General features: G+C 70.0%; 14 protein-coding genes. 1 reads left to right on the top strand and 13 read right to left on the bottom strand.

From position 1 onward, the window contains the following. Positions 1–37 precede the first annotated feature (37 nt). The 10 genes from ACQCO7_RS38820 to ACQCO7_RS38775 form a co-directional block, all read right to left on the bottom strand. Positions 38–1090 (bottom strand): DNA polymerase Y family protein, encoded by a 1053-nt coding sequence (locus ACQCO7_RS38820; RefSeq protein ID WP_464076216.1) that lies wholly within the window; start codon positions 1088–1090, stop codon positions 38–40. Continuing rightward, positions 1087–4551, bottom strand: a complete 3465-nt coding sequence (locus ACQCO7_RS38815; protein ID WP_464076215.1) for a DNA polymerase III subunit alpha — start codon at positions 4549–4551, stop codon at positions 1087–1089. The genes ACQCO7_RS38820 and ACQCO7_RS38815 overlap by 4 nt, the downstream gene beginning before the upstream one ends. 296 nt (positions 4552–4847) lie before the next feature. Then, on the bottom strand, positions 4848–6056 hold the full coding sequence (locus ACQCO7_RS38810) for a hypothetical protein (protein ID WP_464076214.1): 1209 nt from the start codon (positions 6054–6056) through the stop codon (positions 4848–4850). A gap of 312 nt (positions 6057–6368) precedes the next feature. After that, entirely contained in the window at positions 6369–7139 is a 771-nt protein-coding gene (locus ACQCO7_RS38805) for a phosphotransferase family protein (protein ID WP_464076213.1), read from the bottom strand. 11 nt (positions 7140–7150) lie between these two features. Continuing rightward, on the bottom strand, positions 7151–7627 hold the full coding sequence (locus tag ACQCO7_RS38800) for an NUDIX domain-containing protein (protein WP_464076212.1): 477 nt from the start codon (positions 7625–7627) through the stop codon (positions 7151–7153). A gap of 36 nt (positions 7628–7663) precedes the next feature. Further along, positions 7664–9238 carry a hypothetical protein gene (locus tag ACQCO7_RS38795; protein ID WP_464076211.1) on the bottom strand — a complete coding sequence of 525 codons (1575 nt, stop codon included), beginning with the start codon at positions 9236–9238 and terminating at the stop codon, positions 7664–7666. Next, positions 9235–10269 carry a glycosyltransferase family 4 protein gene (locus ACQCO7_RS38790; protein ID WP_464076210.1) on the bottom strand — a complete coding sequence of 345 codons (1035 nt, stop codon included), beginning with the start codon at positions 10267–10269 and terminating at the stop codon, positions 9235–9237. The genes ACQCO7_RS38795 and ACQCO7_RS38790 overlap by 4 nt, the downstream gene beginning before the upstream one ends. After that, positions 10257–10826: a P-loop NTPase family protein gene (locus ACQCO7_RS38785; RefSeq protein ID WP_464076209.1), complete on the bottom strand. Its 570-nt coding sequence runs from the start codon at positions 10824–10826 to the stop codon at positions 10257–10259. Before ACQCO7_RS38785 ends, ACQCO7_RS38790 begins: the two co-directional genes overlap by 13 nt. Next, positions 10823–11908: a hypothetical protein gene (locus tag ACQCO7_RS38780; RefSeq protein WP_464076208.1), complete on the bottom strand. Its 1086-nt coding sequence runs from the start codon at positions 11906–11908 to the stop codon at positions 10823–10825. Before ACQCO7_RS38780 ends, ACQCO7_RS38785 begins: the two co-directional genes overlap by 4 nt. Beyond that, the gene (locus ACQCO7_RS38775; RefSeq protein ID WP_464076207.1) at positions 11905–13323 is read right to left on the bottom strand and encodes a protoporphyrinogen/coproporphyrinogen oxidase; all 1419 of its coding nucleotides are present in this window, start codon (positions 13321–13323) and stop codon (positions 11905–11907) included. Before ACQCO7_RS38775 ends, ACQCO7_RS38780 begins: the two co-directional genes overlap by 4 nt. 160 nt (positions 13324–13483) lie before the next feature. On the opposite strand from ACQCO7_RS38775, the gene ACQCO7_RS38770 reads away from it, so the two are divergent. Continuing rightward, positions 13484–14956 carry a peptide deformylase gene (locus ACQCO7_RS38770; RefSeq protein ID WP_464076206.1) on the top strand — a complete coding sequence of 491 codons (1473 nt, stop codon included), beginning with the start codon at positions 13484–13486 and terminating at the stop codon, positions 14954–14956. Between the two features lie 230 nt (positions 14957–15186). Here the strand turns inward: ACQCO7_RS38770 and ACQCO7_RS38765 are convergent, their stop codons facing one another. The 3 genes from ACQCO7_RS38765 to ACQCO7_RS38755 all read right to left on the bottom strand — a co-directional run bounded on the left by ACQCO7_RS38765 (position 15187) and on the right by ACQCO7_RS38755 (position 17275). Continuing rightward, the gene (locus ACQCO7_RS38765; protein WP_464076205.1) at positions 15187–15342 is read right to left on the bottom strand and encodes a hypothetical protein; all 156 of its coding nucleotides are present in this window, start codon (positions 15340–15342) and stop codon (positions 15187–15189) included. Next, positions 15339–16211, bottom strand: coding sequence for a GntR family transcriptional regulator (locus ACQCO7_RS38760; protein ID WP_464076204.1), 873 nt, complete (start codon positions 16209–16211; stop codon positions 15339–15341). Before ACQCO7_RS38760 ends, ACQCO7_RS38765 begins: the two co-directional genes overlap by 4 nt. 203 nt (positions 16212–16414) lie before the next feature. Next, a complete protein-coding gene (locus ACQCO7_RS38755; protein ID WP_464076203.1) occupies positions 16415–17275 on the bottom strand; it encodes a GntR family transcriptional regulator in 861 nt (286 codons plus the stop codon). Between the last annotated feature and the right edge of the window lie 28 nt (positions 17276–17303).

Genomic DNA, 17303 nt, shown 5'->3' with positions numbered 1-17303 from the left:
TCCGTGATCGCCTGGCTGGTCTGTCACCGTCCCAGGGTCACCGTGATCCGGATCCCGGTATCCGTGGTGTCGCGGACGGCCCGGTCCACGGTGAGGCAGAAGCCGGCGTGACGGGAGCGGCAGTCGTACCTCCTGCGCGTCGTGCGGAATCGGGGCCGTAGCGGCGGCGTACCGCGTCGGCGGCTGTTTCCACGCGGTGCGCTTGTTCGTCTGCGGGGTCGAGGAGGAGCTGGCGGGGAGCGTGTTCGGCGGGGACGAGACCGTCCGCGCGGAGGAGGAGGGTACGGAGTCGGGCGCGCTGGAGGGCGAGGCGGTCGTGGAGGGTGTGGGCGGCGGTGATCAACGTGCTGGTGTGGGCGGTGGGTTCGGGAAGAGTGAGGGTGCGGGTGGTGGTGGTCCGGTCGGCGTAGCGGGCGGTGAGGGTGAGGGTGCGGGTGGTCTGGGCTTCGGTGCGCAGGTGCAGGCCGAGGCGGTCGCTGAGGCCGACGAGCACGGCGCGTTGGCGGTCGTGGTCCAGTTCGTCGTGGGGGAAGGGGTGTTCTACGGTGAGGGAGCGGGGTGGGGCGGTGGTGGTGACGGGGGTGGGGTCGGTGCCGCGGGCGGCGTTGTGGAGGCGGTGTCCGGTGGTGGTGCCGAGGATGCGCTGGAGGGTGCCGAGGGGGGCTGCGGCGATCTTGTCGATGCTGTCGAGGCCGTAGGAGGCCAGGGTGCGTGCGGTGGCGGGGCCGACGCCGTGCAGGAGGGCGGGGTGTTTCCCGGTGAGGAACGCGGTGACGGTGTCGAGGTCGTCGGGCAGGGTGCGGACGGCGGAGGGGGGTCCGTCGGCGGCGACCATCCGGGCCAGCAGCGGGTTGGCGGCCACGCCGATCGTGGTTTCGAGGCCGTAGAGGCCGGCGGTGCGGGCGCGGATGCGTTCGGCGAGCGCGGTGGCGTCGGTGCCGAAGTAGCGCAGTGCACCGGAGACGTCGGCGAGGGCGGCGTCGGGCGGCAGGGCCTGCACGAGGGGGGTGTACTCGCGGACCAGGTCGAGGAGCCGGCCGTGGAGGTGTTCGCCGGTCAGGCCGTGGAAGTGGAGGTAGAGGATGCTCATCCCGCGCTCCCGGGGCTCCGGTGCCAGAGTCGGCGCTGCTTCACCGGGTCGCCGGGCGGCTGGAGATCGGCCCACGGGTGCAGGGCGAAGCCGGTCTGCGTCGTGATCACGCGCTCCGCTCCCTGCGGCGGAGCGGTGGAGGCGGCGGGGGTGGAAAGGTGGTCGGCGACGGCGGCCAGTCCGTGGGCGCGGCGCAGGTCGGCGAGGTGGGTGAGGTCCCAGGCGGCGTGGCCGGTGACGGAGACGGCCGTGCCGCTTCCTCCCGTTCGGCGGCGCTGGACCACCCCGCTGACGAGGAGGAGCCAGCTGTGGAAGACGGTGTGCGCGGCATCGTGGCCGTCCTCGAAGAAGGCCAGGTCGATGACGCCGGTGGGATCGTCGAGGGTGCTGAAGATGACGCGGCGGCCGGAGCGGACCGGCGGGGTCTGGACGGCGCTCTTCGCGCCGGCGACGAGGACGGCCTGACCGTGCGGAAGATCCTTCAGACGCGCGGCGGGCACGACACCGAGTTCGTCCAGCAGTTCCTGGTGGTCGGCCATGAGATGACGGGAGGCGTCGAGGCCGAGCGTCCCGAGTTCGGCGGCGAGCCGCTCGGCGTCGTCCATGTCCGGCAGATGCAGCGCCTGTACCGTACCCGTGTCCTGCGGGCCGGTGAGGACCAACTGCCCAGGAGGAGCGCCGCGTTCGCGGCGGTGGAGTTCGGTGAGGTGCAGGAGCAGGTCGCGGCGGTTGCGGCCGAACGAATCGAGCGCGCCGACCTGGACGAGTCGCTCGGCGACCGGACGCGACGGACGCGCCCGTGCCACGAAATCGTCGAGGGCAGCGTAAGGCTGTCCCTCAGTGATCCGCCGCGCCTCCGCGTCGCTCATGCCGCGCACGTCGCACAGCGCCAGCCGCACCCCGTACACCGGTTCCCCGCCCTCAGTGTCGGACACCAGTTCGATTCGATAGACGGTGTCGGAGATGTTGACGTCCAGGGGCAGGATCGGGACCCCGCGGCGCCGGGCGTCCGCGAGGATCAGCCGCTTCGGGTACATCCCCGGGTCGTGGGTCAGCACGCCGGCGTAGAACGCGGCACTGTGGTGCGCCTTCAACCAGGCCGACTGGTACGACGGGACCGCGAAGGCCAGTCCGTGGGCTTTGCAGAACCCGAAACCGGCGTAGGAGGAGACCAGGCCCCACACCTCCTCGACGGTCTGCGGAGGGTAGCCGCGCCCGCGCGCCTCGCGCTCGAACCAGTCCCGGATCCGGCCGGCCAGGCCGGGATCGCTCAGTGCGCGGCGGGTGTAGTCGCCGAAGGCGAGGGTGCAGCCGGTCATGACAGTCAGCGTCCGGATGATCTGTTCGTGGAACACCAGCACCCCGTGCGTCTCGCGCAGCACGGGTTCCAGGTCGGGGTGGGGGTAGCGGGGCTGCGTGCCGGCTCGGGCCGTCAGCAGCGGGGTGATCATGTCGGCGGCGACCGGGCCGGGCCGGAACAGGCTGATGTCGATCACGAGATCGTGCAAGTTCTCCGGCCGTAGCCGGGCCACCAGATCCCTCTGGCCAGGCGATTCGGTCTGGAAGCAGCCCAGGGTCTGCGACGACTGGATCAGCTGGAACGTCTCGGCGTCGTCGGCCGGGACCTGGGCGGGATCGTCGAGGTCGATGCGGCGGCCGGTGACGCGTTCGGTCTCGGCGACGGCGTACGCCATCGCCGACTGCATCCGCACCCCGAGGATGTCGACCTTGAGCAGTCCGGCGTCCTCCACATCGCGCTTGTCGAACTGGGACATGGGGAACGCCGCCCCGGGAGTCGGCACGACGGGGGTGCGGCGCAGCAGGGAGGCGTCGGAGATGATCACGCCGCAGGGGTGCATGGCCATCCCCCGCGGGAGACCGTCGAGGGCCTCGACCAGGTCCCACATCCGCGGCCCGTACGCGTCCGGGTCGATCGTCCGCAGCTCGGGCAGCTCCCGCAGGGCTGTTCGGGCGTCGCGCGCCCGGATGTGCGGGAACGACTTCGCCAGCCGGTCGATATCGGCCGGGTCCAGGCCGAGGGCGAGGCCGACGGAGCGCACCGCGTGCCGGACCCGGTAGGTCTCCGGCATCGCCACCGCCGCCACCCGCTGCGGGCCGAACCGGCCGAGGATCGCCCGGTAGACCTCCGGGCGGCGCGCGGACTCCACGTCCACGTCGATGTCGGGCAGTTCCGCACGGTCCTCGGACAGGAACCTTTCCATGATCAGCCCGTGTGCCACCGGGTCCCCGGCGGCGATCCCCAGCAGGTGCACGACCAGCGACCCGGCCGCCGAGCCGCGCGCGGCGGCCCGGATCCCGAGGTCCCGGGTGTCGCGCACGACCTGGTGCACGGTGAGGAAAAAACCGGCGTAGTCGAGCCGCCCGATCAGCGCCAGCTCGTCCTCCATCCGCATCCGGTACCGCTCGTCGCGGTCGTACCCACGACGGACGAGACCGGCTTCGCACACCTCGCGCAGTACTTGCTGCGGCGCGCGGCCGGCGGCGCCGATCCGGTCCGGCTCGGGGACGAACACCCGGCCGAGGCCGAGCACTTCGGGGTCGACCCGGCAGGCGGCGGCGGTCTCCTCGGTGACCTCCAGCAGCCGGTGCGCCGTCCGCGGCCCGTACCCGGCGGCCTCGGCCACCCGCCGCGCGATCCGGAACATCTCCTGCGGCGGCTTGAGCCACCGCTCCCCGCCGTCGCGCACCCCGTGCCGGTCGATGGGGACGAGCCGGCGCGCGGAGTCCAGCACGTCCGCGACCGGGCCCGATCCCGGGTCGGCGTATCTCACCGCGTTGGTCAGCACCGGCAGGACGCCCTGGTCGGCCGCGAACGCCAGGGACCTCGCGGCATGGCGCACCGAACCGAACCCCGTCCCTCCACTTCCGTGGCAGACGACCTCGATCCGCAGCGCCTTGCGCCCGAACCGCTCACGCCACCGCTCCAGCAGCACGCCCGCCCGGTCCGCCCTGCCCGCCGCGAGAGCGCGCCCCACATCGGAATCGGGACCGAGCAGCACCATGACGTGCTCACCGGCGGCCTCCTCCCAGGACAGCACCGCACTCTCCCCGCCACCGGCCCGCCCCCGGTGCGCGGCGCTCACCAGACGGCACACATCCGCCCAGCCCCGCCCGCCGTCCCGGGCGAGGAACAAGACCCGGGGCGCGGACTCGTCGACGAAGACACCACCACGCGCCGGTGCCCGGACCCGGCGGCGCAGGTCCGGCCCGTCCGGCTCGGCAGGCATCCCGACAGCGAGATCCACGCCGAAGACCGGCCTCACGCCCGCCCGCGCACTCGCCTTCGCGAACCGCACCGCGCCACCGAGACTGTCACGGTCGGTCAGCGCGACCGCGTCCATGCCCCTCTCGACGGCCCGCTGCGCGAGAACGTCGGGGTGCGAGACGCCGTAGCGCAGCGAGTACCCGGAGACCGTGCGCAGATGGGTAAACGCGCGCATGCCGCACACCCCATCACCCTCAGCTCCTCTCACCGGCCCCGTACGCCGCACCGGCCACTCCGGCTCGCTGACCTCACCATAAGCCATGTTCGAATATGTGTGCGATATGAGGAGAGAGGGGTGCACAGCCCTGTCAGGAAGATGGGGAGAGGCCGGTTTCCGCGTTGCGGAAGAACTTAGAGGTTGCAGTCGCGGAGGAGAAAGGAATCCGCCGACTCGTTCACCTCATGTCGTCAACGGCGGGGCGCGGTGCTTGGGCGAATCCGCCTCGGCATCACATGGGGTCGGACGGCTGTCTATCGGGACAGCCGTTGGTTTCTTACTCCTGGGTACAGGTGGCTGTTGTCCAGTCGCGTGGCGAAGCCGCCGGCGCTGTCGCGGGTGAGGAGGAGCAGGGGTTCGTTGGTGGTGAGGTCGGGGGTGTCGGTGATGCCTCCGATCTTGCGGGTGGTGGTGACGGCGACGAAGTCGCCGTGGTCGGATACGGCGTCCAGGTGGGTGGTGTTGCGAGGGTTGTTGAGGAGGGCTTTGGCGGCGCCGAGGACGCCGAGGGTGTGGCAGCCGCCGAGGAGGATGACGGTGGTGCCCTGGTCGAGGGTGAGGCGGGTGATGACGGTGAGGTCGGCGAGGAGCTCACCTTCGGGGGTCCACTGGGGGGTCAGCCGGGTGTTTCCGTGGCCGGGGAAGGTGAGGCCGGCGTCCGGGGGTTCGGCGAAGCGGTAGGGGAGGTGGGGGCCGAACTCGCGGTAGACGGTGTTGCGGTGGGGTGAGCCGAGGATGATGAGGCAGTCGGGGTCGGCGGCGTAGTACTCGCCGGGGTAGAAGTCGCGGATGGTCGCGGTGGGGAAGGTCTGGGCGAGGTGGACGCGGGTGTAGACGAGGGCGTCGAGGTCGGCGAAGGCGCCGTAGCGGGTGTGTGTGGAGTCGCTTCGCCGGTGGCGGGTGCAGCTGGCGCCGGTCATGGTTGAACAGACCACGTGCACGGTGGAGTTGTGGCCGATGCCGAAGAACCGGGCCGTCGCGTCGATGCTGTCCGCTTCGTCTTCCTCGACCCCTGGGGGTTCTCCGGTGAGGTAGCTGCCGTCGGAGATGAGCAGGGCGAGGCTGTCCAGTGCTTGTCCAGCGTGGCGGCGCACGGTCTTGACCGAGCATCGCAGGACCCGGGCCAGGGACTCCTGCCGTTCGGTGAGGGTCGGCCAGGAGTGCTCGTCTACCAGGTTGAAGTCCGCTGCGGCATAACGGCGTTCGTGTGGGGAGAGGCCGTCGATCGCCCGGCGCAGGGCCGCGACCAGCCGAGTCGTTTCGCTGGCCGCCGGTGACAGCGGGGGCTGCCGGCTCAGCAGCAGCGCACGCAGGGAGCCGCTGAGGGCGGTGACGGCGCCGGGATGGCCGAGCGCGGGTCCTTGGCGCAGCCGCAGGAGTTCGGCGCGGACGGCGTCAGGGGGGAGTGCGGAGGCGTCGCCCGTGTGGCCAGGCGTTGTCCAGTGGCCAGTATCTGTCCGCACTCTGGGGTACCTCATGGGATGTCGGGGGCGGGGTGGTCACGGTGATGGTGGATGCCTTCTCACCTGGGAGGTAACCGTGTACACCGCTGTCGTGTTCGCTCCGGGGCAGCCGCCGCCTGAGCCCCCTCCGCCGCCCCCGCCCGGTCCGATCCCGACGCCGCCGCCTCCGGGCGTTCCTTAGGCGATACGTGGTCCGGTTCGGTGTCTCGGTAGTCGTCGGACCGGACTGCCCCTGTTTTCCGTTGCCGGGGTGTGGGGCGGGTGGTTGTGACGGTGATTCAGCTTGGCGTGGGCCGAGGCGCCGACCGGGGGTCAGGGCTGTGGTGGGGGCAAGCCCAGGTTCTGGTAGGCGCGGTGGCGGATGTCCGGGTCGGTGGTCAGTGCTGCGTCTGCGAGTTGGTGGATGCGCCAGTACAGGACGAGTCTGTGGCCGGTGTGTCTGTCGTGGTGGCGGACGAGGGGGGTGACGTCGGTGGGGTGGGGGAGTTGGAGGCGTACGGCGAGGCGGGCGAGGTCGGAGAGGGGGTCGCCGTAGGCGGCGAGTTCCCAGTCGAGGAGGAGGGGGCCGGTGTGGTGGTGGACGAGGTGTCCGGGCTGGAGGTCGTGGTGGAGGAGTCGGGGGTGCTGGTCGAGGGGGAGGGTGTCGAGTTCGTGGTGGAGGGGGCGGGCGAGGTGGGTGAGGCCGGGGGCGGCGCGGGTGTAGTGGTCGAGCCGGTCGTGGAGGTAGGCCGGCCACGAGGAGAAGGGGGACATGCCGGTGAGGCGTCCCGCGTGGGGGCCGGGGATGTGGTGGACGGTGGGGAGGAGTTCGGCGAGGACGTCCAGGAACTCCTGGGCGGGTACCGGGTGGGCGTGGACGGCTGTTTGTGCTGTCCACGCGGGGCCGGTGGCGAGGAGTCGGGGTGCGGGTGCGTGGTGACGGGCGAGGAGGGTGAGGGCGGCGGCTTCGTTGGCGGCGCGACGCGGGTCCGGGTAGTGCTTGAGGACGTAGGGGGTCGGGCCATCGATGTGCCAGACGCGGTTGGTCTGGCCGGTGGTGATCTCACGGGCTCCGGGTGGGACGTGGCCGGTGATGTCCGTCATCGCGGCCGGTGTCAGGCGACGTCGCCGAGGTAGGAGGCAGGGGATGTGGTGGTGAGGGTGGCGATGGGTTCGCGGAGTGCTGCGGGGAGGAGGTTGAGAGTGGGGACTTTGTCCAGGGGGATCCATTCGAGTCCGGTCTGGAGGTCGTCCTGGAGGTGGCCGCCGAGGAGGCCGGGTTCGCCGTCCGGGGTGCAGTGGAAGACGATCTCGACGCGGTGGGTCGCCGTTTCGGTGGCAGCGTGGTCGTGGTGGGCGCCGATGTATTCGCGTACCCACAGCAGGCGTTGGACGGTGACGGTGAGGCCGGTCTCTTCATGGACTTCGCGGGTGACGGTGTGGTCGAGGGCTTCGCCGGGTTCCTGGCCGCCGCCGGGCAGGAAGTAGCAGTCCTGGCCTTCCCAGGTGGCGCGTTGGAGCAGGACGTGGCCGTTGTGGGTGACGACGGCTTTGGCGGAGGTACGGATCGCGGGGGCGACAGGTTCGGACACGGGGTGGCTCCGGTGGCGCGGTAGGGGCGGGGATGGTCAGCGTTCAGTCTTGCCGAAGACGCCGGGACGTCTGATGGTCTTTCGCCAGATCAGGCGCCAGGGCCCGGCGAGCCGGACGAACGGCTGGAAGGGGCTGGCTGCGATCACGAGCAAGGGATGGCAGGCGGCGGTGAGGGGAGGCGTGGGAAGGCCAGCGGGAGGTGCGACGCCGGCGTGGAGGGCGGGGGTGAGGCGGAGGAGCCGGGCGGTGAGGAGGGGACCGTGAAGCAGAACGCCGAGCATGGCGACAATCGTCCAGATCGGTCCGGCCCACCAGGAGCTGGCCACGGCCGCTGTGGTCAGTGGTGCGCCGAGGAGCCAGGCCGCCTCGTCGGTCCACTCCCGCAGTACGAGAGTCGTTCTCGCGGTTCTGGAGAGGGCCGAGGGGAGATGGGCGACGGCGCGTGCGTGGAGGTCGGGTCGGGCGGAAGCGGTGAAGGCGAGCGCGTGCAGGTTCAGCAGTCCGGCGGTGTCGGTGTACGGCTCGTCGAGGACGGCGGTCGGCGAGGCTGTCAGCGGTGCGCCGAGCAGGGAGAGGCGGTGGCCGGTGCCGAGGTCTTCCATCGGTTCGGGGAATCCTCCCAGGGCGTGGACGGCGGGGAGGTGGACGGCCATGCCGCAGCCGACGGCGTAGACCATGGGACGCAGCGCGGTGCGGACCGTGTGGGGGAGGCGGGTGGTGGCGAGGCGGTGGTGGAGGCGGATGCGAGCGAGTTCGATGCCGAGGGAGCGGCGCAGCTGGTAGACCCATTCGCCGGTCAGGAGGAGTCCGGCTGCGCCGGGCGGGAAGGGGCGGCGGGCCAGGAGCGGGAGGCGTTGCTGCTGGACGAGCGCGGGCCGGGTGCCGGTGCGGCGGTGGTGGTCGTGGATGGTGGCGGCGAAGGAGGTCAGGGTGTGGGTGTCGGGGAGGGCGTCGGCGTCGTAGACGAGGGTGTACGTGGTGTCGGCGTGTTCGCGGTCGTTCCAGCCGAGTGGGGTGAGGAGCGTGCCGAGGTGTTCGAGGGCGTGGTTGAGCTGCCCCGCTTTCCGGCCTCCGGTGTCGGGCTGATGCAGGTGCGCGACCCTCAACTGACCTGGTTTATTGCGGGTGATGAGGTTGTCGACGATCTGCGCGGTGGTGGGTTCGGCGTCGTAGAGGATGGTGAGTTGTTCGAGGCGGGCGTGTGGCGGCGTGTTGTTGACGGTGTCGGCGATCACCTGGCAGCGGGTAGTGGGGAACAGGCCGTGGAGGTCTGCGGCGTCCAACTGCCGGGTGGCCAGCTCGGGAAGGCGGCTGCGCCGGTGAGAGCGGGTTGTCTCCTCGCGTTCGGTCGTGATCACGACCACGAGAGCCCGGTCTGACGGGTGGTCGAGGCGGGTGAAGGCGGTGATGGTCTCGTCAGCGACGCTCTGCTCGCGCAGCATCGGCAGCAGGATCACCAGCCACGGGACGTCGGCGGGATCGTCTTCGGGCGTGGGTGGGTTGAGCAGGAAGCGGGCGCTCGTCTCCACGGCCACGACGACCCACAGTGCGCGCAGGACGAGCCCGGTGAGCAAGGCCGGGACGAGGGCGTTCAGCCAGATCCCGTTCATCGGCGGTCTCCTTCGAGGAGGCGGTGGACCTGACGGATCTGGCCGGCGATGCGGGGCCAGGCGAAGTGTTCGGCGTGTTCGCGCGCGGCGCGGCGGCGTAGAACGTGGTCGGCTTCGGGTTCGTCGAGCAGATGACGGATCGCGGTGGTCGCGGCGGTCTCGTCGCCGGGTGGGACGAGGCAAGCCGCAGGTGTGCCGCCGGTGTAGAAGGGGATGCCGCCGACGTCGGTGACGACTACCGGGACGCCGCAGGCCAGAGCTTCCAGGAGCGCGTTGTTGGCGCTGGCGTCGGTGAGCGGCAGGAACATGACGGTGGCCCGGCGGTAGAGGCCGACCAGGGCCGCTTCGCTGATGCCTTCCAACACGCGGGCGGCCGGGTGCCAGGTACGGCGAGCGGCGTCGCGGGTGACGACGACGAGATCGACTTCGGAGCCGTACGTGTGGTGCAGGCGGGTGTGGACGGCGTCGAGGACGGTCCAGTCCCGCAGCCACCAGCCGACCGTGAGCACCAGGGGCCGCTCCGGCATTCCGGAGAGAGCGGGATCGGGGGTGAAGTGGCTGGTGTCGATGCCGTGGGGGACGACATGGACCCGGTCGGCCGGGATGAGGTCGGCGAAGAACTCCTTCTGCCGGGGGTCGAGGACAACGATCTCCTGCACGGTGGGGGCGAGGCGGCGCCACTGCGCGGCGGGCAGCAGGTGTTTGAGGCGGGCGGGAGGCTGGTGGTAGGTGACGGCGGTGGGGACGCAGCGGTGGCGGGAGAACCAGTACTGCTCGTCGCCGTACAGAACGTGCGCGGGCAACGATGAGGCGAGGACGCGCAGGTCGGCCGCCATGTGCTCGGCGGGGTAGAACGGCAGGGGACAGCGCCGGGCCAGCAGCCGGTGGACGCCGGCCACGGCGTGCCGCAGGCCGGGCCGGGCGGGCGGGGCGATGCGGCGTACTTCGGGGAGATGGTCCAGGAGCCGGTCGTATCCGCCGTGCGCGGTGTGCCAGGGGACCCGGACCACCGAGGCGATCATGTCGGGCATGGGGAATCCTCGGGAGTGATTAGGCCGGCGTCCGCCAGCCGGGGACGGACCGTGCCGGGACGGTCGAGGTGCAGTACGGGAGGCACGACTGGTCGGCCCGCATCCGGGGTGAGGAGGCGGGACCAGCGGCGCCGGTGGAGGTGGTGGTGGGCCGGGCCCCAGCGCAGGATCGAGTCGCGGGAGAGGAGATGGCGGAAGGTCTCCCGGTTGCCCGCGAACAGCTCCTCCCCGGTGACAGCCCGGCGGACCGAGCGGCGCAATAGCCGCGGGAAGCAGGTGTGAAGCGGAAGGTCGAGCCAGATCACGAGGTCGGCCCTCGCCAGGAGCATCTCCGCGACGGGTCCCCCGTAGTTGCCGTCGGCGATCCACGCCGCCTCGGCGAGTGCGTCATGGACGGCGGTGTGGAAGTCGGCGGCCGGAACGGGGGTCCAGCCGGGCCCCCAGAACAACTGGTCGAGGTCGAGGTGAGGCACACCGGTGTGAGCGGCGACGGAGGCGGCGAGCGTGGACTTCCCGGAGGCGACCGGTCCCACCAGCGCGATACGCCGGGCCGTCACCCCAGCCCTCCCGCGACCGCCTCGGCGATCCCCTTCAGCAGGTGACGGCCGCGCACGCCCGCACTGACCCGCACGACCTCGGCCCGGTCCAGGGCGGCGGTGACGATCGCGTCGGACTGACGGGCCAGCTCCTCGACGGAACGGGTGCGGTCGGCGAACCACGGCAGCAGCCAGTCCTCGTCGTACGGAGTGCAGCACGCCGCGGTCAGCGCGGCCCGAGCCGCATCCGGCGAGACCCGTTCCACCCGCACCTCTCCCTCACCGTCGTGGAGTTGAGGCAGGACGATGAGACCGAGCGGCGCGCTCTCCGGAAGCCGCACACCGAGGGCACGGGTGAAGTCCCGGGGAAGGGGGGCAACTTTGCGCCCGGCCCCGAACTCCCTCGGCAACCCCTCGGGAACGGGAAGCCCTGGATGGCCCAGGGCCTGGAGGGTGCCGCCGGCCACCCGGACCGACAGCGGCACCCCGACCACACGGCCGGCGCCGTCGGTGAGCAGCGCCCGGTCGCAGGCCACGACATCCGCCGACAGGTGAGCGGACAGGGCGGCCAGCACCGAGGTCTTCCCCGACCCCGACGGGCCCGCGATCAGCACACCCCGGCCGCCGACCGCCACGGCCGCCGCGTGGAAGACACTCCACCCCCGGTGCTCCGCACACCGCATGACGACGTCGCGGACGACCCGGGCGGCGTACCGTTCAGGGCGTTCGGTGTCCGGCCGTACCAGGATCTGCACGCGGCCGGTCATCTCCCTGCCGTACAGGTGATCGTCGTGCAGCGGCGCATCCGGGGCGGGCCGCCACCACTCGTACGGAGCTGACCGCGAATACAGGTAGGGCTCACCCCGGAACGGGGTCACCCGCTGCTCGGGGCGTGCTGCGAGGTGCCGGACGCGGTCGCGGAGGACCCCGGTGTCAGCTCGGACGCGGATACGGGTGGTGTGCCCGCACGAGGCGACCAGGTCTGTCTCCGGCCGGAAGCCGTCGAGGTAGCGGCGCTGGACGGTGTGCAGAGCCGCGTCCACGCGGACCTGGAAACGGTGGCCCGCGAACAGGGCGGTGATGTCGGCAGGAGTTTGGTTCACGACCGACTCCCCGACGCTGGAACCGGCAGAGCCATGGAGGAGAGCAGTTCCTCGGGAGTCCCGGACACCAGGCGGCGGGCGATGTCCACACCCATCTTGACGGCGTGGTCCATGTTGCCGATCTCGTACCGCCACGTCCCGAACCGGCCACGCGGATAGACGCCGTGCGCCTCGAACCAGGGCATCACCTCGGCCAGCGCGGCATCCCGCGAAAGGGTCGGCACGGGGTAGGCGTACGGGATGACCTCCACGTGAGCACTCACCAGTTCGGTCCCCGCCGGGACGAGCCCGTGCCACCGTACGGCCTCGTCGCAGGAACGGACCAGGGTGGGCTCATCGAACTGGGCCCCGGGCAGCGCGGTCTCGGTCATCCACGCGCTGTAGGCACCGACGTCCGCCTCGGGGACGTTGGCGGCGGCGTACTTGCTGAAATTCGTCGCACGGTAGAACGGCACATCGCTCTCCGGGAAGTACAGCCACGACCGGGCATCCCGGGTCGGGGTGCGGTAGCCGAGTCCAACCATGGCCACCGAGTTGTGCCGCAGCTTTTCCGCCGCGGCCTTGACCGAGGCGGGGACCGAGACGGTCATCGCGGCGAGCTGGTCCAGCGGGCCTGTGGCGACCAGCCGTCCGTACGCGATCCGGTCGCCGCCGGCCAGGGACACCGTTCGGGACGCCACGTCCACGGTCACGACCCGGGACGCCATACGCAGGCGTGAACCCAGACGGACGGCCAGACGCCGCCAAATCTCCCCCGTCCCCCCGCGAGCCGGAAAACCGAAGGTGGCGTTGGGACCCCACCGGGACTCCTCACGAACCTCTCCGCGCAACGCCGCCAGCACCTGACCGGGGTCGACGGGCGCGACGCGTTCCGCCACCCACGACGAGCCCATCTCCTGCGGCGCGGTCGCCCAGACCTTCGCGTTGTAGGGAAGGAAGAACCGCTCGACGAGCGCGTCCCCGTACCTGCCGCGCAACCACGCCGCAAAGTCCGTCCCCGCGTCGGTGGACTCCGGCTGTCGGGCGGCGGCCAGCAGGTCACGCAGACACGGTTCGGCGTCGCCGGGACCGAGGTGGTGAAGGTGCTGCTGGAACGGATACGGCACCCATCGGTCACGGAAGCGGATGTACGACGACCGGTCGTGACGCAGCAACTCCCCCTCTCCGAACAGTCCGTCCAGCAGCCGGTCGAACTCCCCGAAGTGGGAGAACACGACATGACCGCCCAGGTCCCACGTGAAACCCGCCGGATCGGTCACGGACGACGCCAGACCACCCGGCGCGGCTGCCGCTTCCAGCAGGACCCAGTCCCGGTGACCGAGACGGTCGAGTTCAGCAGCACACGCTAGTCCGCACGGACCCCCGCCCACGACGACGATGCGGTCCGATCCCTCCGCACGAATCCCCTCAGACACCGAACTCCCCCTGATACGACAACGGACCTGCCGACGACGAAGCCCGAGGCGCTGCCCGAAGCTGCCGCCTGGCACTATTCGGCCCTCGACGGGCAGGATGAGGCGACGATGAGGAGCACTCACTCACGTCCTCAACCAACTCCCGTAAAGGAGCGGCGCTATGGAGAGCGGGGAGCAGGGTTCGTTCGCGGCGGCACTCACGCACTGGCGCACCGCGCGGGGACTGTCCAAGCGAGGTCTCGCGGCCCGGCTCAGCGTCGACGCCTCGTACGTCAGCCACCTCGAAGCCGGACGAGAACGCGGCAGCCCGGCTCTGGCCCGCAGCGCCGACGCCGAGCTGGACGCGGGCGGTGCCCTGTGGCGGGCATGGCAGAACAGCGGTGACTCCCCGGCGCCGTCCGCCGAACTGTCCGAGTCCTCCGCCGGGGCCGGGCTGGTGGTCCTGGAGGACGAGGCCGCGCTCACCTTCGACGGCAGCCACTACCACCTGCGGATGCGGCGCCTGCTGCGCAACGACGGGACCGAGCCGGTCACCCGCTACCTTGTCCGTATCGCCGTGGACCGCTACCCCGACGACCCCGAACGGTCCAACGAGCTGTACCGGCGCACCCCGCTCACCTGGGAAGAACTCGCTCTCGAAGCCCGGTGCGGTGGCGAACCGATGGGCTGGACGGTCAAGCATGACCGGGACGCGTTCAAAGAGGTGTGGATCGAGTTCCGCAACCCGACCCGCCGTTTCCCCCTCTATCCGGGCCAGAGCGCGGAGATCACCTATTCCTACCGGGTCGGCGCGGACAAGTGGGGCCGCTGGTTCCAGCGAGCCGTCCGTCTTCCCACTCACCGTCTGTCCGTGCAACTGGCTTTCCCGACCGGCGTCGAGCCGGAGGTCTGGGGAACCGAGACCTCCCTCAGCGCCGACCTTGCACCCCTGCGCACCCCTCCCCGGCGCACCGAACAGGACGACCGGACGGTGTTCACCTGGACCACCCTGGATCCAGCCCTGCACTCCCGCTTCCGCCTCGAATGGCGCCTGAAGACCGGCTCCGACACGAAAGAGAACGCTCCCGTGAACACTCTCTCCGCGAGCCAGGCCATGGCGAACGTCGGCATCGTCCAGGACGGTGACCCCGTCCTGGCCCGCTCCGCCCGCAACTTCGACCTCCCCGCCGAGGCGGACGAGGCCCAGCACGTCGTCGGTGAACTCCTCACCGCCATCGAGCGGGTGCGCCAACTCCACACGTTCGGCAAGGGCATGGGGATCGCGGCTGCGCAGATCGGCATCGACCGCCGCGCCGCCGTCGTCCTTCCCCCAGAGCCAGGCGCCGAGCCCTTGGTCCTGCTCAACGCCCGGATCGAGGAGTTTTCCGTCGAGGAGGACGAACAGTTCGAGGGGTGCCTGTCCTTCTTCGACGTCCGCGGTCTCGTTCCCCGGCCGCTGAGCATCGTCGTCGCCCACACCGACCTCGACGGAAGCACCCGGCTGTCCCGCTTCTCCCTCGGGACGGCCCGCCTCGTCGCCCACGAGGTCGACCATCTCGATGGTGTCCTCTACCGCGAGCGCATGAAGCCGGGCGTCCTCCCGATCCCCGTGGAGGAATACAGGGGAACCGGCACACGCTGGACGTACGGCTGACCCGGAAGGACTCGCGTGATCCGTCGCAGTGTGACGACCATCGGCGGCAAGTTTTTCACGGGAGGGAACGTCATCCTGGAGGAGTCGTCGGCCATCCGTGGACCGACTGAGGGAAGGAGATGGCCGGTGGCAAGCTCGGTTCCTTTGCCGATGCTGAGGGTGCCGCTCGGCAACGATGCGGAACGAAAATCCATGGCTGCCTCTCGGAAGCCGAAGACGGACGGCGCCGGTCACGAGGGGGCTCCCATCAAGAAAGGAGCGAAGTCGTCGGTGTCGTAGGCAGGCAGGTGCCGCCAGGAGTCGGACCGCACGCCGAACCGTGCGCTCTGCTGGGCCAGCCCGCTGTGCGGGTCCGTCTGCGCGAGGTGACGGCAGGCCGGGGTCACGGCCGGTTCCGTACGGAGGTGGTGGTTCCGCTCGTCCGGGCGGCGCCTGCGGCTCTTACGGGAGGTTCTTCGGCCTGTTGGGTCCTCCGCTTCGGATCCTGGACATAGAGAGCCCTCCCGTTCCTGGTGAGGAGCCCTTCCTCTTCCAAGGCGCACAGAACCTGACGCACAGTATTTTCGGTGGCGCCGAACATCGCCCCTATTTCCAGCCGGGTGGGTATCTTTTGGCCGACTCTCCAGGACCCTTCGTCCACCAGTTCGATAATGACCTTCTTGAGGTATTCGATATTCGATGCATCCGGCTCCCCGATCAGCCAGTTCACCCACCGTCCGGGCCGTATGCACACTCGGAGAGTTTCACCCTTGAGGGAATCGGAGGGGTCGACCACCACATACCCCCTTCCGGGGAAGAAGAGCAGAATTCCGTCCGACTCCAGTTTCCGGGCGGCCTTTTCGAAGGTCTTCCGGGTCACCCCACTCCTCTCGGCCAGGAAGTCGAGCGGGATCCTGTGGTTCACTTTGTAAACTTTTTCAGAAATGCCCTGACGGAGGATTCTCTCCGCTCGGTCCAGGCTGGGAGTCGGAGCTTTACGGGTGAGGCGTGCCCCAGTTTTACGGGTAGGGCGTGCCCCTCCGCGGGAACGGAGGGTAACCCTCCCCTGGAGGGCCCTGTGGACACTCCCGAAGGAGCGGCCGATATATTCCGCTATTTCCCTGACACTCCCTCCAGTCGAATATGCCTTACAGATCGCCTCCCGCATCTTCTCCTTTTCCTCTCCCTCCAGCCGGACCGATTTCCCGGTTACACGCATTCCGGCCAGGTGCTTCTGCCACTTCAGGTCGGATTTATCTTCGTCGGCGGTGTTCAAGGGGGGTTCCTTGTTGTCGGTGATCTTTGTCGGGTCTGCGGGTGCGGGTCAGGGGACCGGAGGAGGTGATCCGGTAGAGGAAGTGGCCCTGGCCTCCGCCGGGCCGGAGCGGGAGCGGTCTTGCCGGAGTCGCCCTTTCGCCGCCAGAGGGACCGGGCCCCTTGGGGCGGGGAGGGGCGAGGCGGGGGTGGGCCGCGGGCCGATCAGCTCTGCTCGGCGGTAGGCAGCGGAGAGAGGGCTGTGCCGGTGCGACGGGGAGGCACACCCTGGGCGGACGGCGAGTGGGACGGCGGGTCGGGGACGAAGAGTGACCGCTTGCGCCTGACGAGATGTCCCCTTTTTTCGAGCGAGCGAAGGGCCGACTGTACGGCGCTGACGGGGGTACCGAATCTGCGGGATATGGTGGCTTGGCTCGGCACTCTGCTACCGGGCGCCAGGGAGCCCTCCCGTATCTGCTCCATGATGATCTTCTTGAGGTAATCCGCGTTCGTGACGTCCTGGTTGCCGATCAGCCACGTTTCCCACCACCCTGGCCAGATGCACACCTGGAGGGTGTCGCCTTTCGGGGGATTGGAGGGGTCGATCACCACGTATCCCCTTCCGGGCACCAGAAGCAGGCGGTTTTCCGTTTGCAGTTTCAGGGCGACCTGCGCGAGGGTCTTCCGGGTCACACCTGCTGCGCGGGTGAGGTGTGCGAGAGGGGGAAGTTTATGGCCGGGTTTGTAGGCTTCGCTCGCGATGAGGTCCCGGAGGGTTTTCTCGGCTCTTTCCTGAGGAGGAAGGAGACCTGGCGCAGTTTCATTCGCTCCTCCTCTCGGCCTGAGGATTTCCGCGTCGGAGACAATATCGTGCACGCTCCCGTACGACCGGCCGAGGAAGGATGCTATTTCCCTGAGCCTTGCCCCGTCCGCGTAGGCTGAAAGGACCGCCTTCCGCGTTTTTTCACCCTCGGTTCCTTTGAGCCGGAGTCCCTTCCTGGGGACGTGGACGCCTTCCAGGTGCTTCTGCCACTTCGGGGTCATTGTCTTCTCGTCGGGTGCGCTCGGCGTTTTTTCCTGGCTCATTGCAATCGTCTTCGTTTCATACTTCGGT

The organism is Streptomyces saintjeani, from assembly GCF_055409605.1.
Note: the sequence above shows the minus strand (reverse complement) of the source record. Positions and strands in the feature narration are given on the sequence as shown.